Consider the following 22,460-nt stretch of genomic DNA (forward strand, 5'->3'; position numbering starts at 1 on the left):
ACCATGTCGCTGCTGCAGCTGACCGATACCCAGATCAGCACCTGGGTGGCGACGTTCCTGTTGCCGCTGTTTCGCATCGGCTCGTTGCTGATGGTCATGCCGATTTTCGGCACGACCCTGGTGCCCACGCGCATCCGTCTGTACTTCGCCCTGGCGATCACCTTCGTGATCGCCCCCGGCCTGCCGCCGATGCCGCCGGTCAACGCGCTGGACCTGAGCGCGCTGCTGCTGATCGCCGAGCAAATCATCATTGGCGCGGTGTTGGGTTTCTCCTTGCAGCTGTTCTTCCAGGCTTTTGTGGTCGCCGGGCAAATTGTCGCGATCCAGATGGGTATGGGCTTTGCCTCGATGGTCGACCCTACGAACGGTGTGTCTGTGGCGGTGATCGGGCAGTTTTTCACCATGCTGGTGACCCTGCTGTTCCTGTCGATGAATGGCCACTTGGTGGTGTTCGAAGTCCTCACCGAAAGCTTCACCACGTTGCCGGTCGGTGGTGGGTTGATGGTCCATCATTTTTGGGAATTGGCCGGCAAGCTCGGGTGGGTACTCGGTGCGGCACTGTTGCTGGTGTTGCCGGCGATCACGGCGTTGCTGGTGGTCAACATTGCGTTTGGCGTGATGACCCGGGCGGCGCCGCAGTTGAACATTTTCTCGATCGGCTTCCCGCTGACCCTGGTGCTCGGGCTGTTCATTGTCTGGGTCGGTCTGGCGGACATTCTCAATCAGTATCAACCGCTGGCCTCCGAGGCTTTGCAGTTGTTACGCGAACTGGCACGGGCGCGCTGAGTCATGGCTGAGAGCGAAAGCGGTCAGGACAAAACAGAAGACCCCACGGAGAAACGTAAAAAGGACTCCCGTGAGAAGGGCGAGATTGCGCGCTCCAAGGAGCTCAACACCCTGGCGGTCATGCTCGCCGGCGCCGGCGGGTTGCTGATTTTTGGCGGCGCATTGGCGCAGGACATGATGGAGCTGATGCGCATGAACTTCTCGCTCTCGCGGGAAGTGATTCTGGATCAGCGTTCCATGGGCACGTACCTGCTGCACTCGGGGCAGATCGCCCTCGTTGCGATTCAGCCAGTAATGATCACCCTGCTGCTGGCTGCGCTGATCGGTCCGATCTCCCTGGGTGGCTGGCTGTTCGCGGCCGGCTCCATGGCGCCCAAGTTCAGTCGCATGAATCCGGGGGCGGGGCTGAAACGAATGTTCTCGGCCAAGGCGCTGGTGGAGTTGCTCAAGGCCTTGGCGAAGTTTTTCATCGTGTTGTTCGTGGCGTTGGCGGTCTTGTCGGCGGACATCGACGATCTCCTGCGCATCGCCCATGAGCCATTGGACATGGCGATCATTCACAGCCTGCAAGTGGTCGGCTGGAGCACCTTGTGGATGGCTTGTGGGTTGATCATCATCGCTGCGGTCGACGTGCCGGTGCAGCTCTGGGAAAGCCACAAGAAACTGCTGATGACCAAGCAGGAAGTGCGCGACGAGCACAAGGATCAGGAAGGTAAGCCAGAGGTCAAGCAACGCATTCGCCAGTTGCAACGCGAGATGTCCCAGCGGCGGATGATGGCGGCCATTCCCGAGGCCGACGTGGTCATCACCAACCCGACTCACTACGCGGTGGCCCTCAAGTACGATCCAGACAAAGGCAATGCGCCGGTGCTGTTGGCCAAGGGTAGCGACTTCCTGGCCTTGAAGATCCGCGAAATCGCCGTGGCCAACAATGTGCTGCTGCTCGAATCGCCGGCGCTGGCGCGTTCGATCTACTACTCCACCGAGCTAGAGCAGGAAATTCCCGGCGGGCTCTATCTGGCAGTCGCCCAGGTACTGGCCTACGTCTACCAGATCCGCCAGTACCGCGCCGGCAAGGGCAAGCGCCCGGATCCGCTCAAGGATGATTTGCCGATTCCGCCGGATCTGCGTCGCGATTCCTGATAGATCAAAAGATCGCGGCCTTCCATCTATCCGAAAAAACTTTACCTGTTAGTTCTGACAGTAGACGCCCACCGTCTGACGCGTTGTCATGGGCTCGGAAATCTTTCCAGGTGATGTTCATGGGAGCACGGTCATGGCAGAGCGTCAGTACAGAAAGCTTCAAGGGATGGAGTTGGCGTTTGTTTCGGGTGTTTTAGAGGAAAATTCCTCTGAACGGGCGATCGGTTACTCGGTTACGTTCAGAATGTCATTGGACTTTACGCATTTTGTCCACATGGCCAATCAGTACATTGAGGATTACCTGAATAATCCGCTCAATGCTATTCGGCCCGAGCTGGAAGGGTTGGCCTATCACTATTCCTTCTCTTTGGTGCGGCGGGCAGCATTGGAAACAGTTTGGTCTTATTCGAGGTTTTCACCAATCCCTTGTACTACATGACGGAGTGGTCAGCGGGCACGTTACAACGTCGATACGGCAAACCAGAGTTTGCAGTGGTCGATGGGAAGTTGCAGGTTACTTCGCGGATGGACTTTCGTCGTAAGGATAAGCGTCCGATGCTGATAGACGATTTGCCGATCATTCAATTTGGGTGGGCGCTTAACCTTATGCAGGGTCACGAGTTTTCGTTCCCCCTTATAGCGCCTGCTACGGCGGTTGTGCTTGGTTATGCTGAGGAAGATTTTGTGGCGGTGGAGGACACTCGAATGCGTAGGGGGACGCGCTACATGGTGGGCCGCGAATTGCAGTTTGGCGCCATTAATCCAAAGCAAATTTGGACTGCGGGCTGACTCCGCCAGTGCGCCGGGTTCTCTGATTTTTTATTCCTCGGCGATAGTGGTGATAGCCGTCCTGCGTCTGTTCGCGGCCGGCTCCATGGCGATCTGCCAATTCCACCGGATCTGCGGCGCGACTCCTGTTAGTTGTGTTGGCAATGCTGGCCTCTTCGCGGGCGGCGTTCCGACTTGCCCGCGAAGGCGTCGGTTCAGGCAATACAAATCCCCGAAACAGACCTCTATTTCAAGCCCCGGCAAAAGTTGGAAGGCTTCTTGCAATAGCCGCCCTGCGCCTGCTTCAGGCGTCAAAAGTTTGCTTTAAAGGAACGGGGAAAACCGGTGGATCGCTCTCAGTTATTCAACACTGCACGCACAAACGTTGCCGACCTCAGTCGGGGCAATCTGGGTGTGCCGCTGTTGCTGCTGGTCATGCTGGCCATGATGATGTTGCCGGTGCCGCCGTTCCTGCTGGACGTGTTTTTCACGTTCAACATTGCCTTGTCCATCGTGGTGTTGCTGGTCTGCGTGTACGCTTTGCGGCCGCTGGATTTTGCGGTGTTCCCGACCATTCTGTTGGTGGCGACGTTGCTGCGACTGGCGCTGAACGTGGCCTCGACACGGGTGGTGATGCTCCACGGTCAGGACGGCCACGCCGCCGCCGGTAAGGTGATCCAGGCCTTCGGTGAAGTGGTGATCGGCGGTAACTACGTGGTTGGTATCGTGGTCTTCGCGATTTTGATGATCATCAACTTCGTCGTGGTAACCAAGGGCGCCGGGCGGATTTCCGAGGTGAGCGCGCGCTTCACCCTCGATGCGATGCCCGGCAAACAGATGGCGATCGACGCCGACTTGAACGCCGGCCTGATCGATCAGAACCAGGCGAAACTGCGCCGGATGGAAGTGGCCCAGGAAGCCGAGTTCTACGGCTCGATGGACGGTGCCAGCAAGTTCGTGCGCGGTGACGCAATCGCCGGCCTGCTGATTCTGTTCATCAACCTGATCGGCGGCATGGCGGTCGGTATCTTCCAGCACGGCATGACCTTTGGCGATGCCGGTCGGGTGTATGCCTTGTTGACCATCGGTGACGGTTTGGTGGCGCAATTGCCATCACTGCTGTTGTCGACCGCCGCTGCGATCATGGTGACCCGTGCTTCCGGTTCAGAAGACATGGGTAAGCAGATCAATCGTCAGATGTTCGCCTCGCCGAAAGCCTTGGCGGTGGCCGCTGGCTTGATGGCGGTGATGGGCCTGGTGCCGGGCATGCCGCACTTCTCCTTTTTGAGCATGGCAGCGTTGGCGGCCGGTGGCGCTTACCTGTTCTGGAAGAAGCAGAACGCGGTCAAGGTTCAGGCCCTGCAAGAGGTCAAGCGTCAGCAGGAACTGCTGCCATCGCCGGCCCGCGCCCAGGAAACCAAGGAGCTTGGCTGGGATGACGTGACCCCGATCGACATGATCGGCCTGGAAGTCGGTTACCGCCTGATTCCGCTGGTGGATCGCAACCAGGGTGGTCAGTTGCTGGCGCGGATCAAGGGTGTGCGTAAAAAGCTCTCCCAGGACCTGGGCTTCCTGATGCCGACCGTGCATATCCGTGACAACCTCGACCTGGCGCCCAGCGCTTATCGCCTGACCCTGATGGGCGTGATCCTGGCCGAGGCCGAGATTTACCCGGACCGCGAACTGGCGATCAACCCGGGGCAGGTCTACGGCACGCTCAACGGCATTACCGCCAAAGATCCGGCTTTTGGTCTGGAGGCGGTCTGGATCGAAATCAGCCAGCGGGCCCAGGCGCAATCCCTCGGCTACACCGTGGTGGATGCCAGTACGGTAGTGGCAACGCATTTGAACCAGATTTTGTACAAGCATTCCAGCGAGCTGATTGGCCACGAAGAAGTCCAACAACTCATGCAATTGCTGGCCAAAAGCTCACCGAAACTGGCCGAGGAGTTGGTGCCGGGGGTGGTTTCGCTGTCGCAGTTGCTCAAAGTCTTGCAGGCGTTGCTGGCCGAACAGGTGCCGGTACGGGACATTCGCAGCATCGCCGAAGCCATCGCGAACAACGCCGCCAAGAGTCAAGATACTGCCGCTTTGGTGGCCGCGGTGCGCGTCGGCGTATCCCGTGCAATCGTGCAAAGCATTGTAGGTACTGAGTCGGAGCTGCCTGTGATCACCTTGGAGCCAAGGTTGGAACAAATATTGCTCAATAGTCTTCAGAAGGCAGGACAAGGCTCGGAAGAGGGTGTTCTGCTGGAGCCAAGCATGGCAGAGAAACTGCAACGCTCGTTGATCGAAGCGGCGCAGCGTCAGGAAATGCAAGGTCAACCGGTGATTCTGCTGGTGGCCGGTCCGGTTCGCGCGATGCTCTCGCGATTTGGCCGACTGGCAGTCCCGGGTTTGCATGTGTTGGCTTACCAGGAAATCCCTGACAACAAGCAAGTGACCATCGTTGCGACAGTAGGGCCCAACGGCTGAGGTAGTGGTTTATGCAAGTTAAGCGTTTTTTCGCCGCCGATATGCGTCAGGCCATGAAACTGGTTCGTGATGAGCTGGGCGCCGATGCCGCCATCATTGGCAATCGCCGGATCGCCGGCGGTGTCGAGCTAACGGCTGCCCTGGATTACAAATTGTCGGCGCTGGCCCCGCGTGTTCCGAATATGGAACTCGAGGACGAGCTGCGCAAGACCCAGTCGCGGATCGTCACCGCCCAGGCCGAATTGAGCCTGCGTAGCGATGGCGAGAGCGACAAAGCCACCAATCGCCAATTGTTCGCCGGCCTGCCATTGACCGCCGCCGAGCCGCTGATCGAACCGACATTGGCCGAACCTCGGCGCCTGGCACCTGCGCCTGTCGCAGCGACCGGCGTCGACCCGCGTGCATTCGACTCGATGCGTTTCGAACTCAACAGCCTGCGTGAACTGATGGAAGTTCAACTCGGCTCGCTGGCCTGGAATCAATTGCAAGGCAGCCGTCCAGCCCAGGCCAACCTCTGGCGTCGCTTGCAACGCATCGGCCTGTCCGGCCCGTTGTCGCGCGATCTGCTGGCACTGATTACCGATATTGAAGAACCCCGTCAGGCCTGGCGCATGTTGCTCGCGCACCTGGCACGGATGATTGCCACCCCGGAAGTCGAGCCATTGGAAGAGGGCGGTGTGATTGCCATGGTCGGCCCAGCCGGTATGGGCAAGACCACCACGCTGGCCAAACTCGCCGCGCGTTATGTGCTCAAGTACGGCGCGCAAAACATCGCGCTGGTGAGCATGGACAGCTACCGCATTGGTGCTCAGGAACAGCTCAAGACTCTGGGCCGCATCCTCAATGTGTCAGTGACTCATGTCGACCCGGGCCAATCGCTGGTGCAGGCGCTGGAGCCTTTGCTGCGCAAACGCGTGGTGCTGATCGATACCGCCGGCCTGCAGGCCAGCGATCCGGCACTGCGCATGCAGCTCGAAAGCCTGGCCGGACGCGGCATCAAATCAAAAAATTATCTGGTCTTGGCAACCACTAGCCAGAAACAGGTTCTAACCGCTGCTTATCACAGTTACAAACGTTGCGGCCTTGCCGGCTGCATCCTGACTAAACTGGATGAAACGGCAAGCTTGGGCGAGGTGTTGAGCCTGGCCATCAGTCATGAACTGCCGGTGGCTTACCTGACCGATGGCCCGCGGATCCCGGATGATTTGCATCTGCCGCGTCGTCATCAGTTGGTCAGTCGCGCCGTTAGCGTGCAAATGCAGGAAGAACCCAGCGAAGAAGCCATGGCTGACATGTTCGCTGACCTTTACCACAGTCCGACCAAGCGGGTTGGCTGAGGTATTAATGAACAGTTTTTGTACCTACATCGATGGTCTGCCATGCATTGTTCAGTTTGTGAACGCGCAGCCAGTAATGTGGCCTCCGTCTAAGTAAGACAAGGTAAAGAAATAACATGGGCAGCATGCATCCCGTACAGGTGATCGCGGTGACCGGCGGCAAAGGTGGCGTCGGGAAGACTAACGTGTCAGTGAACTTGTCCCTGGCTCTAGCTGAGCTCGGCCGGCGCGTCATGCTGCTGGATGCCGATCTGGGGCTGGCGAACGTCGACGTCCTGCTGGGGCTGACACCCAAACGTACCCTGGCCGACGTGATCGAAGGCCGCTGTGAGCTGCGTGACGTGCTGTTGCAGGGGCCTGGCGGGATCCGCATCGTCCCGGCTGCGTCCGGCACCCAGAGCATGGTTCATCTGAGCCCGGCCCAGCATGCCGGCCTGATCCAGGCCTTCAGCGACATCGGCGACAACCTCGACGTATTGGTGATCGACACCGCTGCGGGCATTGGAGATTCGGTAGTCAGTTTCGTCCGCGCAGCGCAAGAAGTCTTGCTGGTGGTGTGCGACGAGCCGACCTCCATCACTGACGCCTACGCGCTGATCAAACTGCTTAACCGCGACTACGGCATGAATCGTTTCCGCGTCCTGGCCAACATGGCGCAGAGCCCGCAGGAAGGCCGCAACCTGTTCGCCAAGTTGACCAAGGTCACGGATCGTTTCCTCGACGTCGCCTTGCAATACGTCGGTGCGGTGCCTTACGACGAAAGCGTGCGCAAGGCCGTGCAGAAGCAGCGTGCCGTCTACGAAGCCTTCCCGCGCTCCAAGTGCGCCCTGGCGTTCAAGGCCATTGCGCAGAAGGTCGATACCTGGCCACTGCCGGCCAACCCTCGCGGGCATCTGGAGTTTTTCGTCGAGCGCCTCGTGCAACAAACGGCAGGACCCGTCCTATGACAGCCAGTGGCTACAACCTCTACAAGAAGTCGGCACGTGACGCGCAGTACGAGCTGATCGAGCGTTACGCGCCACTGGTCAAACGCATTGCCTACCACTTGCTGGCGCGTTTGCCGGCCAGTGTCCAGGTCGAAGACTTGATCCAGGCCGGGATGATCGGCCTGCTTGAAGTATCAACCAAATACGACGCCAGCAAAGGCGCGAGTTTCGAGACGTACGCGGGCATTCGAATCCGCGGCGCGATGCTCGATGAAGTGCGCAAGGGGGACTGGGCGCCACGTTCGGTTCACCGCAATACCCGCATGGTCAGCGACGCGATTCGCTCGATTGAAGCTAAAACCGGCCGTGACGCTAAAGATCACGAAGTTGCGGCCGAACTCCAATTGAGTCTCGACGATTATTACGGGATTTTGAACGACACCCTGGGCAGCCGGTTATTCAGTTTCGACGATCTGTTGCAGGACGGCGAACACGAAGGGCTGCACGAGGATGGCGCCAGTGCTCATCTCGAGCCGTCACGCGATCTGGAAGATGAACGCTTCCAGGCGGCGCTGGCGGACGCGATTGCCAATTTGCCGGAGCGTGAGCGACTGGTGTTGGCGCTGTACTACGACGAAGAGTTGAATCTCAAGGAAATCGGTGAGGTCCTGGGGGTCAGCGAATCGCGGGTCAGCCAGTTACACAGCCAGTGCGCGGCCCGTTTGCGGGGGCGTTTGGGGGAGTGGCGAGCGCGCTGACAGGCAGTGTGGGGACACTGCGAACGAGGTTGGTACGGCATTTTGCTGCACCCGTCACGGCCCGTTGTAATCCATACAACTGTTGAGTGTTACGCCGAATTGATTGAACGGCGCGTTCAGGTGCTGCGCGCGTTTTAAGACTGCTTGGAGGTCGAATTGGACAAGAATATGAAAATCCTCATCGTTGATGACTTCTCAACGATGCGGCGGATCATAAAAAACCTGTTGCGTGACCTTGGGTTCACCAACACGGTCGAGGCGGATGACGGTATTACCGCGATTCCGGTCCTCAACAGCGGGAGCATCGACTTTCTGGTAACGGACTGGAACATGCCCGGCATGACCGGTATTGATCTGCTGCGCCACGTGCGTGCCGATGAAAAACTCAAACACCTGCCGGTGTTGATGGTCACGGCCGAAGCCAAGCGCGAGCAAATCATCGAAGCCGCTCAGGCGGGTGTGAACGGCTATGTGGTCAAGCCATTCACGGCTCAAGCGTTGAAAGACAAGATTGAAAAGATCTTCGAACGCATCGGTTGATGTGCAAAGCCAGTCCGTCACGGGGGAGCTATGGAGCATAACGAATCTTCACAGGGCGATTTTGAGTCGACCCTGAAAAAACACGCGGTCGAACTGGTCGAAAGCCTTGAAAAAGGCAGGTTCGGCGACGCTGTGCAACTGATCCATGAGCTCAACCAGACCCGTGACCGCGGCCTGTACCAGGAAGTGGGCAAGCTCACTCGCGAGCTGCATAGCGCGATCGTCAATTTTCAGATTGACCCGCACATGCCGCAAGCCGAGGAAGTGTCTCAGATTACGGATGCCACCGAGCGCCTGGGTTATGTGGTCAAGCTGACCGAGGCCGCGGCCAACCGCACCATGGACCTGGTGGAAAACGCCACGCCGCTGATCAACAGCCTGAGCGACGAAGCTCAGGCGCTGAGCACGGATTGGGGTCGGTTCATGCGCCGCGAAGTCGGGGCTGAAGAGTTCCGCGAACTGGCCCGGCGGGTTGACGGTTTCCTGACACGCAGCAGCGAAGACAACCGCGTCGTGTCGAGCAACCTCAACGACATTCTGCTGGCCCAGGATTACCAGGACCTCACCGGTCAGGTGATCAAGCGCGTGACCCAATTGGTCACCGACGTTGAAAGCAACCTGCTCAAGCTCGTGCTCATGGCCAGTCAGGTCGACCGCTTTGCGGGTATCGAACATGACCGTGAAGCGATGCTTGCTGAAAAAGATCCGCAAAAACATCTCTCTCAGGGTGAAGGTCCGCAGATTCATGCCGATAAAAGAGAAGACGTTGTGTCCGGTCAGGACGATGTGGACGATTTGTTATCCAGCCTAGGATTTTAGAGTTTTAGTATTTTAGGTTTTTTAGGTTTTTAGACCTCAGGAGCACCCCCTTAATGAGCTTCGGCGCCGATGAAGAGATCCTTCAGGATTTCCTGGTTGAGGCCGGCGAGATTCTAGAGCAACTGTCCGAACAGCTGGTCGAGCTTGAAAGCCGACCGGATGATGCGGATTTGCTCAATGCAATTTTTCGCGGTTTTCACACTGTAAAAGGGGGCGCCGGCTTCCTCCAGCTCAACGAGCTGGTGGAGTGCTGTCACATCGCCGAGAACGTGTTCGACATTCTGCGCAAGGGTGAACGACGCGTCGACTCGGAACTGATGGACGTGGTTCTCGAGGCACTGGACGCGGTGAACGGCATGTTCAGCGAAGTCCGCGAACGCAGCCCGATCACGGCTGCCACGCCTGAATTGCTTGCAGCGTTGGCCCGTTTGGCCGAGCCGCAAACCGCCGATGAAGCGGCACCTGTCGCTGAAGTGGTGCAGGCACCTGCCGCCGAAAGCGAATCAGGTGACATCACCGATAACGAATTCGAACAGCTGCTGGACTCGCTGAATGCCGTCAAGGCTCAGGCCGAGGCTCCCGTGGTTGCTTCGCCGCCTGCCGCCGATGCGGCGGCTAGCGACGAAATCACCGATGCCGAGTTCGAGTCGTTGCTCGATCAACTGCACGGCAAAGGCCAGTTCGCCCCCGATGCAGTGGTCGCGGCGCCCGCCGCACCGGCTGCCCCGAAAGCGGCAGGCGACAGCTCCGACATCACCGACGACGAGTTCGAAGCACTGCTCGATCAGCTGCACGGCAAAGGCAACTTTGCGGTCGATGCGCTGGAGTCGGCGATTGCTTCGGCCCCGGCCCCGGCTGCGCCAACTGCTAAAGCGGCCGGCAGCGATCTGATCTCGGATCATGAGTTCGAATCGCTGCTCGACGAATTGCATGGCAAGGGCAAGTTCACTGAAGTGGGCACCGGTTCTGTTGCTTCCGCGGTAGCAACCCCAGTCGTCAAGGCTGCGGCGCCGGCACCTGTTGCCAAAGCACCTGAACCACAAGCCCAAGCGCCCAAGCCTGCTGCGGCTGCTGCACCGGCTCCTGCCCGTGCCCCGGCTGCGCCGCCACCGGAAAAACCGGCCAGCGAAGCCGAGACCACGGTGCGGGTCGATACCGCGCGTCTCGACGAAATCATGAACATGGTCGGCGAGTTGGTACTGGTGCGTAACCGCCTGGTCCGTCTGGGCCTCAACAGCGGCGACGAAGCCATGTCCAAGGCCGTGTCGAACCTCGACGTGGTCACGGCCGACCTGCAAACCGCGGTCATGAAGACCCGGATGCAACCGATCAAGAAAGTTTTCGGGCGCTTCCCGCGTCTGGTTCGCGACCTGGCTCGCCAGCTCAAGAAAGAGATCAACCTGGAGCTGGTCGGCGAAGAAACCGACCTCGACAAGAACCTCGTCGAGGCCCTGGCCGACCCGCTGGTCCACTTGGTGCGTAACTCGGTCGACCACGGTATCGAAGAGCCGGCCGAGCGCGAAGCGATGGGTAAACCTCGCAGCGGCAAAGTGATCCTGTCCGCTGAACAGGAAGGCGACCACATCCTGTTGTCCATCTCCGATGACGGCAAAGGCATGGACGCTGATGTTCTGCGCGGTATCGCCGTGAAGAAAGGCCTGATGGACAAGGATGCGGCGGACCGTCTCAGCGAGACCGATTGCTTCAACCTGATTTTCGCTCCGGGCTTCTCGACCAAGACCGAAATCTCCGACGTCTCCGGGCGCGGCGTGGGCATGGACGTGGTGAAAACCAAAATCGCCCAGCTCAACGGCACCATCAATATCTACTCGACCAAGGGCAAGGGCTCGAAGATCGTCATCAAGGTCCCGTTGACCCTGGCGATCATGCCGACGCTGATGGTCATGCTCGGCAACCAGGCGTTCGCGTTCCCGCTGGTGAACGTCAACGAGATCTTCCACCTCGACCTGTCGCGCACCAACGTGGTGGACGGCCAGGAAGTGGTGATCGTGCGGGACAAGGCGCTGCCTCTGTTCTACCTCAAGCGCTGGCTGGTCAGTTCCGCCGCTCACGAAGAGCAGCGCGAAGGCCATGTGGTGATCCTTTCGGTGGGCACTCAGCGGATCGGCTTCGTCGTCGATCAACTCGTGGGCCAGGAAGAAGTGGTCATCAAGCCATTGGGCAAAATGCTCCAGGGAACCCCCGGCATGTCCGGCGCCACCATCACCGGTGACGGCCGCATTGCGCTGATTCTCGATGTTCCGAGCATGCTCAAGCGTTACGCCGCACGGCGTATTTGATTCTGGGGGAGCGGGGCGACTGAGCCTCGCCCCGTCTAACGGAGTGTTTATGGCAGTCAAAGTCCTGGTGGTGGACGATTCGGGGTTTTTCCGCCGCCGCGTCTCGGAAATTCTTTCAGCGGATTCGAATATCCAGGTCGTCGGTACGGCGACCAACGGAAAAGAGGCGATCGATCAGGCTCTGGCCCTCAAGCCAGACGTGATCACCATGGACTACGAGATGCCGATGATGGATGGCATCACGGCAGTGCGGCACATCATGCAGCGCTGCCCGACCCCGGTGTTGATGTTCTCCTCGCTGACTCACGAAGGCGCGCGGGTCACCCTCGATGCGCTGGACGCCGGCGCGGTGGACTTCCTGCCGAAGAATTTCGAAGACATCTCCCGTAACCCGGAGAAGGTCAAGCAACTGCTGTGCGAAAAGATTCTCAGCATCTCGCGCAGTAACCGTCGTGTCAGCGCCTACAGCGCCCCGGCGCCGGTAGCTGCGCCAGCCCCGACGCCTGCGCCTTCGAGCGTCAGCAGCTACGGCAGCAGTGCGCCGGCGCGTTCGGCACCGGCTCCGGCGCCGATTCCGGCTCGCACCCATGCAGCGACTCCATCGTCTCCAGCGCCGAAACGCAAAGCTTACAAACTGGTCGCCATCGGTACCTCCACCGGTGGCCCGGTTGCCCTGCAACGGGTGCTGACGCAGTTGCCGGCCAACTTCCCGGCACCGATCGTGTTGATCCAGCACATGCCGGCAGCCTTCACCAAGGCCTTCGCCGAACGTCTGGACAAGCTGTGCCGCATCAGCGTCAAGGAAGCCGAGGATGGCGACATCCTGCGTCCGGGCCTGGCGCTGCTGGCCCCGGGCGGCAAACAAATGATGATCGACGGCCGTGGCGCGGTGAAAATCCTGCCGGGCGACGAACGTCTGAACTACAAGCCGTGCGTGGACATCACCTTCGGCTCCGCGGCCAAATCCTACGGCGACAAAGTTCTGGCGGTGGTACTGACCGGCATGGGCGCCGACGGTCGTGAAGGCGCGCGTCTGCTCAAGCAGGGCGGCAGTGCGATCTGGGCTCAGGACGAAGCCAGCTGCGTGATCTACGGCATGCCAATGGCGATCGTCAAAGCCGAGCTCGCGGACGCGGTCTACAGCCTGGACGATATCGGCCGACACCTGGTCGAGGCGTGTCTCTGATGGATGTACTCAGTCTTATCGGGATCATCATGGCGTTCGTCGCCATCATTGGCGGCAACTACCTTGAAGGTGGTCACCTCGGCGCGTTGGCCAACGGCCCGGCAGCGTTGATCGTACTAGGCGGGACCGTCGGTGCGGCGCTACTGCAATCGCCGATGAGTGCCTTCAAGCGCGCCATGCAGATTCTCGCCTGGATCCTGTTTCCACCGCGCGTGGACCTGGCCGGCGGCATCGATCGCGTAGTGAATTGGAGTCTGACCGCTCGCAAGGAAGGTTTGCTCGGTCTGGAAGGAGTGGCCGACGCCGAACCCGACAGCTACTCACGAAAAGGCCTGCAACTGCTGGTGGACGGCGCCGAGCCGGAAGCGATTCGCAGCATTCTGGAAGTGGATTTCTACACCCAGGAAAGCCGCGACATCGAAGCCGCCAAAGTCTTTGAAAGCATGGGCGGCTACGCGCCGACCATCGGCATCATCGGTGCGGTGATGGGCCTGATCCACGTCATGGGCAACCTGGCCGATCCGTCGCAACTAGGCAGCGGCATTGCTGTTGCCTTCGTCGCCACCATCTATGGCGTGGCCAGTGCCAACCTGATATTGCTGCCGGTTGCCGCCAAGCTCAAGTCCATCGCGTTGCGGCAGTCGCGATATCGCGAGATGTTGCTGGAAGGCATTCTGTCGATCGCCGAAGGTGAAAACCCTCGCTCTATCGAATTGAAGCTTCAGGGCTTCATGGATTGATGGGGGAAATGGACCATGGCTCGTCGCCGGCAACCTGAAGAACACGTAAACCATGAACGCTGGCTCGTTTCCTACGCCGACTTCATTACGTTGCTGTTCGCTTTCTTCGTGGTGATGTACTCGATTTCTTCGATCAACGAAGGCAAGTACAAGGTCATTTCCGAGGCGCTGATCGGGGTGTTTACCGATTCCGATCGAGCCCTCAAGCCGATCCCGATTGGTGACGAGCGACCGAAGACCGTGACCCCGGCCAAGCCGCTGGTCAAGGACAGCGAACAGATCGACGCCGGCATCGCCCAGGCCGCCAATGATCCGCTCAAAAGCATTGCCGATGACATCAGCGCAGCATTCGGCGACTTGATCAGCTCCAACCAGATGACCGTGCGCGGCAATGAGTTATGGGTCGAGATCGAGCTCAATTCCAGCCTGTTGTTCGGCAGCGGCGATGCGATGCCCAGCGACATCGCGTTCAACATCATCGACAAGGTCGCCGCGATCCTCAGGCCGTTCGACAACCCGATCCACGTTGAAGGCTTCACCGACGATCAACCGATCCGCACCGCGCAATACCCGACCAATTGGGAGCTGTCCTCGGCCCGTTCGGCGAGCATCGTGCGCATGCTGGCGATGCAGGGCGTGAACCCCGGTCGGCTGGCGTCGGTAGGTTATGGCGAGTTCCAGCCGGTGGCCAATAACGCCACCGCCGAAGGCCGAGCGCGTAACCGTCGGGTGGTGTTGGTGGTTTCACGAAATCTCGATGTACGCCGCAGCCTCACTGGTACCGGAACGGCCAATGCACAACCGGATGCCGCGTTGAAGCGGGCTGGCACACAAACTGCACCGGCTCCGGTCAAGTCGCCGGGACGAGAGAGCGCCGTCAATTCTCCGTCACCCGCATTAATACGTTGAGCTATTTCTCGGTCGATCTTTTCGACCGGGAGGAACAATCCGAATGAGAGTCTGGGCAGTCGCCAATCAAAAGGGTGGTGTCGGTAAAACCACTTCCTCCATCGCTTTAGCCGGTTTGCTGGCTGAGGCGGGCAAGCGCGTGGTTGTGGTCGATCTCGACCCCCACGGCTCCATGACCAGCTACTTCGGTTACGACCCCGACAGCCTGGAACACAGCAGCTACGACCTGTTTTTGCACAAGGGCAATGTGCCGCAAGGCTTGCCCGGTCAGTTGCTGATGCCCACCAGTGACGAACGCATTTCCCTGTTGCCATCGAGTACCGCGCTGGCAACCCTTGAGCGCCAGTCGCCGGGCCAGAGTGGTTTGGGCCTGGTGATCGCCAAGAGCCTGGCGCAACTTTGGCAGGACTTCGATTACGCCGTAATCGACAGCCCGCCGTTGCTCGGCGTACTGATGGTCAATGCCTTGGCGGCGAGCCAGCAGCTGGTGATCCCGGTGCAGACCGAACACTTGGCGGTCAAAGGCCTGGAACGCATGGTCAATACCCTGGCGATGATCAACCGCTCGCGTAAACAGGCGCTGCCGTTCAGCATTGTGCCGACCCTTTTCGACCGTCGTACCCAGGCGTCTCTCGGCACCCTTCGCGTGCTGCGCGACAAGTACCCGGAAGAAATCTGGCAAGGCTACATCCCGATCGACACCCGCTTGCGTGACGCTAGCCGAGCAGGGCTGACGCCATCGCAATTCGACGGCAAGAGCCGTGGCGTTCTTGCTTACCGTGCACTGCTCAAGCATCTGCTGGCGGCGCAACTTGTTCCGCAGGTGGCGTGAGATGAACTCAATCCCTGTAGGAGCTGCCGCAGGCTGCGATCTTTTGATCTTGCTTTGTGACATCTTCGAATCCGCCAAAAGATCGCAGCCTTCGGCAGCGCCTGCGATGGTGTGCGCATGACTCGGCCGGTGAAGATCACCTCGCGCCCGCAACTGGCCCTCCAGTCTTATCTGGACAGCTTGCTGCAGGACGCGACCGAAGAGTTGCTGCCAGAAGTCGAGGCGCTTCCTGAGGTTGTCGAGGTTGAAGCTGCGCTGGATGAGTTCCAGGCTGCCGTGCTTGAAGAACAGGCCCGTGATGCGCAGAAACCGGCCGTGGCCGCTGCACCCATCGTTGCGCCAGTGGTGAAAGCACCGGTGGCCGTGATGGAAGCGCCGGCACCGATTCTGGCGCCCGTGTCGACGATTGCACCACTGCTGCAAGCGTTGGTGCCGCCAGTGGTTGAAGTTCATCTGCCACCCAGCAACACGCCGCCACCGGTGGAAACCGACGGTCGTCCGGCATGGGCTGCCGAGCCGTTCGAATGCCTGTTGTTCGACGTCGCCGGGTTGACCCTGGCGGTGCCACTGGTATGCCTGGGCTCGATTTATTCTTTGGCCGGTCACGAGTTGACGCCGTTGTTCGGCCAGCCGGAATGGTTCCTCGGGATCCTGCCGAGCCAGGCCGGCAACCTGAAAGTGCTGGATACCGCGCGCTGGGTCATGCCGGATCGTTATCGCGATGATTTCCGCCAGGGCCTGCAATACGTTATTTCGGTTCAGGGCTATGAGTGGGGGCTGGCAGTGCATCAGGTCAGCCGCTCATTGCGCCTGGACCCGAACGAAATCAAATGGCGCAGCCACCGGGGCCAACGGCCGTGGCTGGCGGGCACGGTGATTGAACACATGTGTGCCTTGCTCGACGTTTCCGCACTGGCCGAGCTGATCGCCAGCGGTGGGGCAAAGCACATGGGCGGCAGCAAGCCGACCCACAAACCGACATAAAGCTGCACAACAGACAGGCGACGGCATTCAGTGCCGTCGCACAGAACACACACCGCCAGGGCGGTTTTTTGAGGGGTCAGGGTATGAATGATAAGGCGACAGCTGCAAAGGGTTCCGAAGATCCGATCCTGCAATGGGTAACCTTCAAGCTGGACAACGAAACCTACGGCATCAACGTGATGCGCGTTCAGGAAGTCCTGCGCTACACCGAAATCGCCCCGGTCCCGGGTGCTCCGAGCTACGTGCTGGGCATCATCAACCTGCGCGGTAACGTGGTCACCGTGATCGACACCCGTCAGCGCTTCGGCCTGATGAATGCCGAAATCAGCGACAACACCCGCATCGTCATCATCGAAGCCGACAAGCAAGTGGTCGGGATCATGGTCGACAGCGTGGCTGAAGTGGTTTACCTGCGTCAGTCGGAAATCGAGACCGCACCAAACGTCGGTAACGAAGAGTCCGCCAAGTTCATCCAAGGCGTGTGCAACAAGAACAACGAACTGCTGATCCTGGTCGAGCTGGACAAGATGATGAGCGAAGAAGAATGGTCGGAACTGGAGAGTATCTGATTGATTCTTGAGGTAGCTGTCATTGTCCTGTTCCTCTTCTGGGCAGGCACGCTGGCGATGTTCCTGGCGTACATCCGCGCTCAGCGGCAGATCGCCGCGCAACAGGCCGAGGGCGATGCGCTGCGCGATCAGCGCATCAAGGACCTGGCCAAACGCGTCGACGACTACCAGAACGGCAACGTGCGCATGGGTGAAGACCTGCACGAACTGCGCGCCGTTGTCGGCCCGTTGCCGGACAAACTGGCCCAGCTGGAGCAACGTGATCCGTCGAGTCTTTCATTCGCTCAGGCAGCGCGCCTGGTGGGGATGGGGGCCAGTGTCGATGAACTGACTCAATCTTGCGGGTTGACCCAGGCTGAGGCGGAGTTGATGAGTAAGTTGCACAAGAACTGATTTCCGCGCCGGCGTTGAGATCGCTATTCGCGAGCTAGCCCGCTCCCACAGTGGATCGCTGGTGGACACAGAATGTGTGAACGCCGCCAATTCACTGTGGGAGCGGGCTTGCTCGCGAAGGCGTCCTCGAATCCTCAGTAATCGTCCCCTCGATCGGTGACATCCTTCTCTACCATCACCGCTTCCAGATCATGCCCTGTCGGAAACTTACCCTTCAAATTCCACGCAAACGCAATAATCTCGGCAATCGTGCGATACAACTCCTCGGGAATACTCTCCCCCAATTCCATCCGCGCCAGCAGTTTCACCAGCTCGGCGTTTTCGTAGATCGGCACTTCATAATCACGGGCAATCTGCAGAATGGCTTCCGCCAGTTCCTCGTCGCCTTTGGCCGTGAGGGTAGGGGCGTGGCTGCCGTCATATTTGAGGGCGATGGCCTGGCGCGGTGTGGTGGATTCGTTCATGCGGTTTCGTCGACCCAGCGTTGTTCGAGGCGGGTTTGAGGGCCTTGCGGCGGTGTGCCGAGGTGGCAATCCAGATCGCCGACGTTCAGGCCTGACGCCAGCAGGCGTTCGCGCAGCCTGGCCAGATTGCTTTCGATCAGGCTCGCGGTGTACGGCCGCTCGGCCCACAACTGACTGGAGAGACTGCCTTTGATCAGCTGTGCCTGAATCTGCAACGGTCCTAACGGCTCCATGTCGAACGCCAGATCGACTCGCCACAATTGTTGCATGGGTTCGCGTTCGTCGCGGCGTTCGTGCGGTTGTTCTTTCTCGGGCGCTTCTTCGCGCTGGAATTTGACCTGCAACGGCACGATGTCCTGCAGGTTGCGCATGGGGATTTCCAGTTGCCAGGTACTGAGCAGGCGACCGTCGTCGGTGAGGCCGGTCTGTTCCAGGCTCGACAGTTGATGGCTTTGCAGACGCGAGACGGCCGCTGCTGCCAGGCGCAGCAAATGTTCCAGATCGCCTTCACCGTCCTGACTTTGCAGCAGACGCTCGGGGAGCGGAAAACTGGTCGGCAATGGTTTGGCGCTGACTTGTCCCAGCATGCCCAAAGCGCTGCGCACGAAGTTCGGCATGGCCTGGGCCAGTGTGTTGGCGGCAATGATTGCGTTGAGATTGGTGTTGGCCGGTAGCCCCGGCGTCAGTTGTGCGATCAGTTTGAGCAGGTCGCCTTTCATGTCAGGCGTCAGCGTCGGGTTTTGTCCAGTCAGCAGTTTCGCTTCAAGGAACAGGCCGCTGTTGGCCAGCGCTTGGGCCAGGCCTTTGGGCGTGCTCAGTTGCTGAACATCCGGCAGGCCGGCGAGCAATTTGTCCACGGCGGCGCGCAGGTCGCTGGAGGTCTGATCCGACGGCGGCAGGTTCTGCAGGAGTTTGAGCAAGCCATCCAGAGAGCCCTGGCGACTTTGCTGGTTGACCAATTGCTGCGTCACCGCCAACTGTTCCTGGCGGCTGCTCAATGGGACGAATTTCAGGGTCTGGGTGTCTTGCACCAGGGCGCTCAGCAACGTACCGATGCGCAGTGGCGTCGGGCTGTCGATGCTCAGCGTGCTGCCGCTCAGCGCCGTGTTGAGCAGGCTCACCATCGAGCGAAACACCGTCGGCTGGCCCGGCACCTGCGGCATTACCTGAGAGGTCAGCACTTTGCCTTGCAGCAAGGTGCCGACCGGCAGTTGCGCCGTGTCGATGCGGGTGAGGGTCGCGATGCTGGAGGCGATGGCCTGTTGCACCGTGACTGCCAGGTTGCCCGCTGAAGGTTGAGTGATCGCCAGGCTGGTGCCCTGAGGCAACGGCTGAGTACTGGTGGCCTGGACCGTGGTCTGGCGGCCGCTGTCGAGGGTGACTTTGAGCAACAGCTGAAAGGTCTGATCCGTCTGCTTGAGCGAGAGCACTTCAGCCTTGGCGGTTTGCCCAACGGAAATCAGGCCCTCCATCGGCGTCAGCAGCTTGAGTAGCTCACCACTCACCACCAGCGGCCGCGAAGTCGCGGGCGTGGTCTGCGGCAGCGGAAGGATGTTCATTTCGCCTGTCATATGCGGTCACAACCTGTGGAAATTGCGCTCTTTAGAGTCGGGCATGGCATGTATAATGCCGCTCCGTTGCACCTGGGCGCTGAAAACATTGCAATTGATTGACGCAGCTCTCTAAAACGGGCCGCCAATGCATCTATCCTGCATCTCTTTAGCGGCCGCTCCACTGCCGACTTGAACCGCAAAAGGCCCGTGATCTCTTGACCAGTCCTGTCCTGCAAACCGTTGCCCTTGCCTGTGAGCGAGACCTTCGGCTGCTCTTCGAAAATCTCGAATTGAGACTGGCCAGTGGCGAAATGTTGCAAATCAGCGGCCCCAACGGCAGTGGCAAAACCAGCCTTTTACGCCTGCTATGCGGTTTGATGCACCCGACCGCCGGTCAAGTATTGCTAAACGGCCAGCCATTGCACGAGCAACGCAGCGAACTGGCGCGAAACCTGTTGTGGATCGGCCATGCCGCCGGCATCAAGGATTTGCTGACCCCTGAGGAAAACCTCAGTTGGCTCTGCGCCTTGCATCAACCGGCCTCCCATGAGGCGATCTGGCAGGCGCTGACGGCGGTGGGGCTGCGCGGTTTCGAGGATGTTCCCTGTCACACCCTGTCGGCCGGCCAGCAACGTCGCGTGGCCTTGGCGCGGTTATACCTGGACAGCCCGCCGCTGTGGATTCTCGATGAGCCGTTCACCGCGCTCGACAAACAAGGCGTGGCGCAACTCGAAGAACACTTGGCGGCGCATTGCGAGCGGGGTGGCATGGTGGTCCTGACCACTCATCACACGCTGACCCGGATGCCGGCCGGCTATCGCGACATTGATTTGGGGAACTGGGCCGTATGAGTGTATTCGGCCTGTTGGTCGCCCGCGAGGCCCGTTTGCTGTTCCGCCGCCCTGCCGAATTGGCGAATCCACTGGTGTTCTTCGCCATCGTCGTCTCTTTGTTCCCGTTGGCGGTCGGCGCCGGGCCTCAATTGTTGCAAACCTTGTCCCCGGGGCTGGTCTGGGTGGCAGCACTTTTATCGGTCTTGCTCTCGCTGGACGGGCTCTTTCGCAGTGATTTCGAAGACGGATCGCTTGAACAGTGGGTCCTTTCGCCGCACCCCCTGCCTATTCTGGTTTTGGCCAAGGTGCTGGCACACTGGGCGTTCTCCGGCCTGGCGCTGGTGTTGCTCGCACCCTTGCTGGCGTTGATGCTGGGTTTGCCTGCCGCCTGTCTGCCGGTGTTGCTGCTTTCTTTATTGCTGGGTACACCGGTGCTGAGCCTGCTCGGTGCGGTGGGCGCGGCGTTGACGGTAGGATTGAAGCGCGGCGGCTTGTTGCTGGCGTTGCTGATTCTGCCGCTGTACATCCCGGTCTTGATTCTCGGCAGTGGCGCCTTGCAGGCAGCATTGCAGGGCATGCCGGCGACCGGATATCTCTTGTGGCTTGGTAGCCTGACCGCCCTGGCGATAACCCTGACACCTTTTGCAATCGCTGCTGGCCTGAAGATCAGCGTCGGCGAATAATGAGGTCTGATCAAATTTTGATCAGTAAAGACCCTTCGCTGCTCGTGATGACGAACAGCAACCGTGATGGAAACAGCAATGAACTGGACCTGGTTTCATAAGCTCGGCTCACCCAAATGGTTTTACGGTATCAGTGGCAAACTGTTGCCATGGCTGAGCGTCGCGGCGTTGCTGCTGATTAGCGTCGGTGTGGTTTGGGGGTTGGCCTTCGCGCCGCCGGACTACCAGCAAGGCAACAGCTTTCGGATCATCTATATCCACGTCCCGGCCGCCATGTTGGCGCAGTCCATCTACGTGATGCTGGCCGTGTGCGGCATCGTCGGGCTGGTCTGGAAGATGAAGCTGGCCGACGTCGCCCTGCAATGCGCCGCGCCGATCGGTGCCTGGATGACCGCCGTGGCGCTGGTCACCGGCGCGATCTGGGGCAAACCGACCTGGGGCTCATGGTGGGTCTGGGATGCGCGACTTACGTCCATGCTTATTCTGCTGTTTCTGTACTTCGGTCTTATTGCGCTTGGCAACGCCATCAGCAATCGTGACAGTGCGGCCAAGGCCTGCGCGGTGCTGGCGATCGTCGGCGTGATCAACATCCCGATCATCAAATACTCGGTGGAGTGGTGGAACACCCTGCACCAGGGCGCGACCTTCACGCTTACCGAAAAACCGGCGATGCCAGTCGAAATGTGGCTGCCACTGCTGCTGACGGCGCTGGGTTTTTACTGTTTCTTCGGCGCGGTGCTGTTGCTGCGCATGCGCCTTGAAGTGCTCAAGCGCGAAGCCCGGGCAAGCTGGGTGAAAACCGAAGTGCAGAACAGTCTGGAGGCCGCTCGATGAGTTTCGCTTCATTCGGCGACTTTCTCGCCATGGGCCATCACGGCCTGTATGTCTGGTCAGCCTACGGCATTAGCCTGGCGGTGCTGGCCCTTAACGTGGCGGCGCCGATCCTGGCCCGCAAGCGGTATCTGCAACAAGAGGCGCGTCGTCTGCGCCGGGAGAACGGCAAGTGAATCCGCTGCGTAAAAAGCGTCTTATCATCATTCTCGCGATCCTGGTCGGAGTCGGCGCTGCTGTCGGCCTGGCCCTGAGCGCCCTGCAGCAAAACATCAATTTGTTTTACACCCCGACCCAGATCGCCAACGGTGAAGCGCCGCAAGACACGCGCATTCGTGCGGGTGGCATGGTCGAGAAAGGTTCGCTGCAACGTTCCGGCGATTCCCTGGACGTGAAATTCATCGTCACCGACTTCAACAAATCCGTGACTATCAGCTACCGCGGCATCCTGCCGGACCTGTTCCGTGAAGGGCAGGGCATTGTCGCCCTCGGCAAGCTCAATGCTGACGGCGTGGTGGTGGCCGACGAAGTACTGGCCAAGCACGACGAGAAGTACATGCCGCCGGAAGTGACCAAGGCTTTGAAAGACAGTGGTCAATCTGCTCCAACGCCCGCGAAGGAGGGTTGATCG

At 59.7% G+C, this 22,460-nt stretch carries 25 protein-coding genes; 23 read left to right on the top strand and 2 right to left on the bottom strand.

What is annotated here, in order from left to right; genetic code table 11:
* Positions 1–3 precede the first annotated feature (3 nt).
* The 18 genes from fliR (at position 4) to AB7M29_RS11620 (ending at position 17,465) form a co-directional block, all read left to right on the top strand.
* Positions 4–786 (top strand): flagellar biosynthetic protein FliR, encoded by a 783-nt coding sequence (fliR, locus tag AB7M29_RS11535; RefSeq protein ID WP_052966796.1) that lies wholly within the window; start codon positions 4–6, stop codon positions 784–786.
* A 3-nt stretch (positions 787–789) separates the two neighbouring features.
* The gene (gene flhB / locus AB7M29_RS11540; RefSeq protein WP_052966795.1) at positions 790–1,929 is read left to right on the top strand and encodes a flagellar biosynthesis protein FlhB; all 1,140 of its coding nucleotides are present in this window, start codon (positions 790–792) and stop codon (positions 1,927–1,929) included.
* A 133-nt stretch (positions 1,930–2,062) separates the two neighbouring features.
* Entirely contained in the window at positions 2,063–2,368 is a 306-nt protein-coding gene (locus AB7M29_RS11545; RefSeq protein WP_454246880.1) for a hypothetical protein, read from the top strand.
* A gap of 116 nt (positions 2,369–2,484) precedes the next feature.
* Positions 2,485–2,718, top strand: coding sequence for a hypothetical protein (locus AB7M29_RS11550; RefSeq protein WP_454246881.1), 234 nt, complete (start codon positions 2,485–2,487; stop codon positions 2,716–2,718).
* 324 nt (positions 2,719–3,042) lie between these two features.
* Positions 3,043–5,172, top strand: coding sequence for a flagellar biosynthesis protein FlhA (gene flhA, locus AB7M29_RS11555; RefSeq protein WP_454246882.1), 2,130 nt, complete (start codon positions 3,043–3,045; stop codon positions 5,170–5,172).
* A gap of 11 nt (positions 5,173–5,183) precedes the next feature.
* Positions 5,184–6,509, top strand: a complete 1,326-nt coding sequence (gene flhF / locus AB7M29_RS11560; protein ID WP_454246883.1) for a flagellar biosynthesis protein FlhF — start codon at positions 5,184–5,186, stop codon at positions 6,507–6,509.
* Between the two features lie 116 nt (positions 6,510–6,625).
* A complete protein-coding gene (gene fleN / locus AB7M29_RS11565) occupies positions 6,626–7,456 on the top strand; it encodes a flagellar synthesis regulator FleN (RefSeq protein ID WP_003222917.1) in 831 nt (276 codons plus the stop codon).
* Positions 7,453–8,193, top strand: coding sequence for an RNA polymerase sigma factor FliA (gene fliA / locus AB7M29_RS11570; protein WP_007894214.1), 741 nt, complete (start codon positions 7,453–7,455; stop codon positions 8,191–8,193). The genes fleN and fliA overlap by 4 nt, the downstream gene beginning before the upstream one ends.
* 168 nt (positions 8,194–8,361) lie before the next feature.
* Positions 8,362–8,733 carry a chemotaxis response regulator CheY gene (locus AB7M29_RS11575; protein WP_008072643.1) on the top strand — a complete coding sequence of 124 codons (372 nt, stop codon included), beginning with the start codon at positions 8,362–8,364 and terminating at the stop codon, positions 8,731–8,733.
* A gap of 30 nt (positions 8,734–8,763) precedes the next feature.
* A complete protein-coding gene (locus AB7M29_RS11580; RefSeq protein ID WP_217858102.1) occupies positions 8,764–9,552 on the top strand; it encodes a protein phosphatase CheZ in 789 nt (262 codons plus the stop codon).
* Between the two features lie 53 nt (positions 9,553–9,605).
* Positions 9,606–11,852: a chemotaxis protein CheA gene (locus AB7M29_RS11585; RefSeq protein WP_454246884.1), complete on the top strand. Its 2,247-nt coding sequence runs from the start codon at positions 9,606–9,608 to the stop codon at positions 11,850–11,852.
* Positions 11,853–11,901: 49 nt separating this feature from the next.
* Positions 11,902–13,038 carry a protein-glutamate methylesterase/protein-glutamine glutaminase gene (locus AB7M29_RS11590; RefSeq protein WP_454246885.1) on the top strand — a complete coding sequence of 379 codons (1,137 nt, stop codon included), beginning with the start codon at positions 11,902–11,904 and terminating at the stop codon, positions 13,036–13,038.
* Positions 13,038–13,778, top strand: coding sequence for a flagellar motor protein (locus tag AB7M29_RS11595; protein WP_008072647.1), 741 nt, complete (start codon positions 13,038–13,040; stop codon positions 13,776–13,778). Before AB7M29_RS11590 ends, AB7M29_RS11595 begins: the two co-directional genes overlap by 1 nt.
* Before the next feature lie 15 nt (positions 13,779–13,793).
* The gene (gene motD, locus AB7M29_RS11600) at positions 13,794–14,687 is read left to right on the top strand and encodes a flagellar motor protein MotD (RefSeq protein WP_052966788.1); all 894 of its coding nucleotides are present in this window, start codon (positions 13,794–13,796) and stop codon (positions 14,685–14,687) included.
* Between the two features lie 43 nt (positions 14,688–14,730).
* On the top strand, positions 14,731–15,519 hold the full coding sequence (locus AB7M29_RS11605) for a ParA family protein (protein WP_052966787.1): 789 nt from the start codon (positions 14,731–14,733) through the stop codon (positions 15,517–15,519).
* Positions 15,520–15,636: 117 nt separating this feature from the next.
* Entirely contained in the window at positions 15,637–16,503 is an 867-nt protein-coding gene (locus AB7M29_RS11610; RefSeq protein ID WP_454246886.1) for a CheW domain-containing protein, read from the top strand.
* A gap of 83 nt (positions 16,504–16,586) precedes the next feature.
* Complete coding sequence (locus AB7M29_RS11615) at positions 16,587–17,072, top strand: chemotaxis protein CheW (RefSeq protein WP_007980742.1); 486 nt, start codon at positions 16,587–16,589, stop codon at positions 17,070–17,072.
* Positions 17,073–17,465 carry a DUF2802 domain-containing protein gene (locus AB7M29_RS11620; RefSeq protein WP_038979621.1) on the top strand — a complete coding sequence of 131 codons (393 nt, stop codon included), beginning with the start codon at positions 17,073–17,075 and terminating at the stop codon, positions 17,463–17,465.
* Positions 17,466–17,599: 134 nt separating this feature from the next.
* On the opposite strand, the gene AB7M29_RS11625 is transcribed toward AB7M29_RS11620, so the two are convergent.
* Both AB7M29_RS11625 and fliK read right to left on the bottom strand, forming a co-directional pair.
* The gene (locus tag AB7M29_RS11625) at positions 17,600–17,929 is read right to left on the bottom strand and encodes an EscU/YscU/HrcU family type III secretion system export apparatus switch protein (protein ID WP_454246887.1); all 330 of its coding nucleotides are present in this window, start codon (positions 17,927–17,929) and stop codon (positions 17,600–17,602) included.
* Entirely contained in the window at positions 17,926–19,500 is a 1,575-nt protein-coding gene (gene fliK / locus AB7M29_RS11630; protein ID WP_454246888.1) for a flagellar hook-length control protein FliK, read from the bottom strand. The genes AB7M29_RS11625 and fliK overlap by 4 nt, the downstream gene beginning before the upstream one ends.
* 197 nt (positions 19,501–19,697) lie before the next feature.
* Between fliK and ccmA the strand changes: the two genes are divergently transcribed.
* The 5 genes from ccmA to ccmE all read left to right on the top strand — a co-directional run bounded on the left by ccmA (position 19,698) and on the right by ccmE (position 22,457).
* Positions 19,698–20,333, top strand: coding sequence for a cytochrome c biogenesis heme-transporting ATPase CcmA (gene ccmA, locus AB7M29_RS11635; protein WP_030131760.1), 636 nt, complete (start codon positions 19,698–19,700; stop codon positions 20,331–20,333).
* On the top strand, positions 20,330–20,998 hold the full coding sequence (ccmB, locus tag AB7M29_RS11640; protein WP_008072659.1) for a heme exporter protein CcmB: 669 nt from the start codon (positions 20,330–20,332) through the stop codon (positions 20,996–20,998). Before ccmA ends, ccmB begins: the two co-directional genes overlap by 4 nt.
* A gap of 78 nt (positions 20,999–21,076) precedes the next feature.
* Positions 21,077–21,832 (top strand): heme ABC transporter permease, encoded by a 756-nt coding sequence (locus tag AB7M29_RS11645; protein WP_448723411.1) that lies wholly within the window; start codon positions 21,077–21,079, stop codon positions 21,830–21,832.
* Complete coding sequence (gene ccmD, locus AB7M29_RS11650) at positions 21,829–22,005, top strand: heme exporter protein CcmD (RefSeq protein ID WP_007894243.1); 177 nt, start codon at positions 21,829–21,831, stop codon at positions 22,003–22,005. Before AB7M29_RS11645 ends, ccmD begins: the two co-directional genes overlap by 4 nt.
* Positions 22,002–22,457 carry a cytochrome c maturation protein CcmE gene (ccmE, locus tag AB7M29_RS11655; RefSeq protein ID WP_008026817.1) on the top strand — a complete coding sequence of 152 codons (456 nt, stop codon included), beginning with the start codon at positions 22,002–22,004 and terminating at the stop codon, positions 22,455–22,457. Before ccmD ends, ccmE begins: the two co-directional genes overlap by 4 nt.
* Positions 22,458–22,460: the final 3 nt, after the last annotated feature.

This window comes from Pseudomonas sp. F-14 TE3623, assembly GCF_053629015.1.

Bases quoted from the DNA above. Each gene is read 5' to 3' on its own strand.
- fliR (WP_052966796.1), top strand. From the start codon at position 4: ATGTCGCTGCTGCAGCTGACCGATACCCAGATCAGCACCTGGGTGGCG.
- flhB (WP_052966795.1), top strand. From the start codon at position 790: ATGGCTGAGAGCGAAAGCGGTCAGGACAAAACAGAAGACCCCACGGAG.
- AB7M29_RS11545 (WP_454246880.1), top strand. From the start codon at position 2,063: ATGGCAGAGCGTCAGTACAGAAAGCTTCAAGGGATGGAGTTGGCGTTT.
- AB7M29_RS11550 (WP_454246881.1), top strand. From the start codon at position 2,485: ATGCTGATAGACGATTTGCCGATCATTCAATTTGGGTGGGCGCTTAAC.
- flhF (WP_454246883.1), top strand. From the start codon at position 5,184: ATGCAAGTTAAGCGTTTTTTCGCCGCCGATATGCGTCAGGCCATGAAA.
- fleN (WP_003222917.1), top strand. From the start codon at position 6,626: ATGGGCAGCATGCATCCCGTACAGGTGATCGCGGTGACCGGCGGCAAA.
- fliA (WP_007894214.1), top strand. From the start codon at position 7,453: ATGACAGCCAGTGGCTACAACCTCTACAAGAAGTCGGCACGTGACGCG.
- AB7M29_RS11575 (WP_008072643.1), top strand. From the start codon at position 8,362: ATGAAAATCCTCATCGTTGATGACTTCTCAACGATGCGGCGGATCATA.
- AB7M29_RS11580 (WP_217858102.1), top strand. From the start codon at position 8,764: ATGGAGCATAACGAATCTTCACAGGGCGATTTTGAGTCGACCCTGAAA.
- AB7M29_RS11585 (WP_454246884.1), top strand. From the start codon at position 9,606: ATGAGCTTCGGCGCCGATGAAGAGATCCTTCAGGATTTCCTGGTTGAG.
- AB7M29_RS11590 (WP_454246885.1), top strand. From the start codon at position 11,902: ATGGCAGTCAAAGTCCTGGTGGTGGACGATTCGGGGTTTTTCCGCCGC.
- AB7M29_RS11595 (WP_008072647.1), top strand. From the start codon at position 13,038: ATGGATGTACTCAGTCTTATCGGGATCATCATGGCGTTCGTCGCCATC.
- motD (WP_052966788.1), top strand. From the start codon at position 13,794: ATGGCTCGTCGCCGGCAACCTGAAGAACACGTAAACCATGAACGCTGG.
- AB7M29_RS11605 (WP_052966787.1), top strand. From the start codon at position 14,731: ATGAGAGTCTGGGCAGTCGCCAATCAAAAGGGTGGTGTCGGTAAAACC.
- AB7M29_RS11610 (WP_454246886.1), top strand. From the start codon at position 15,637: ATGACTCGGCCGGTGAAGATCACCTCGCGCCCGCAACTGGCCCTCCAG.
- AB7M29_RS11615 (WP_007980742.1), top strand. From the start codon at position 16,587: ATGAATGATAAGGCGACAGCTGCAAAGGGTTCCGAAGATCCGATCCTG.
- AB7M29_RS11625 (WP_454246887.1), bottom strand. From the start codon at position 17,929: ATGAACGAATCCACCACACCGCGCCAGGCCATCGCCCTCAAATATGAC.
- fliK (WP_454246888.1), bottom strand. From the start codon at position 19,500: ATGACAGGCGAAATGAACATCCTTCCGCTGCCGCAGACCACGCCCGCG.
- ccmB (WP_008072659.1), top strand. From the start codon at position 20,330: ATGAGTGTATTCGGCCTGTTGGTCGCCCGCGAGGCCCGTTTGCTGTTC.
- AB7M29_RS11645 (WP_448723411.1), top strand. From the start codon at position 21,077: ATGAACTGGACCTGGTTTCATAAGCTCGGCTCACCCAAATGGTTTTAC.
- ccmD (WP_007894243.1), top strand. From the start codon at position 21,829: ATGAGTTTCGCTTCATTCGGCGACTTTCTCGCCATGGGCCATCACGGC.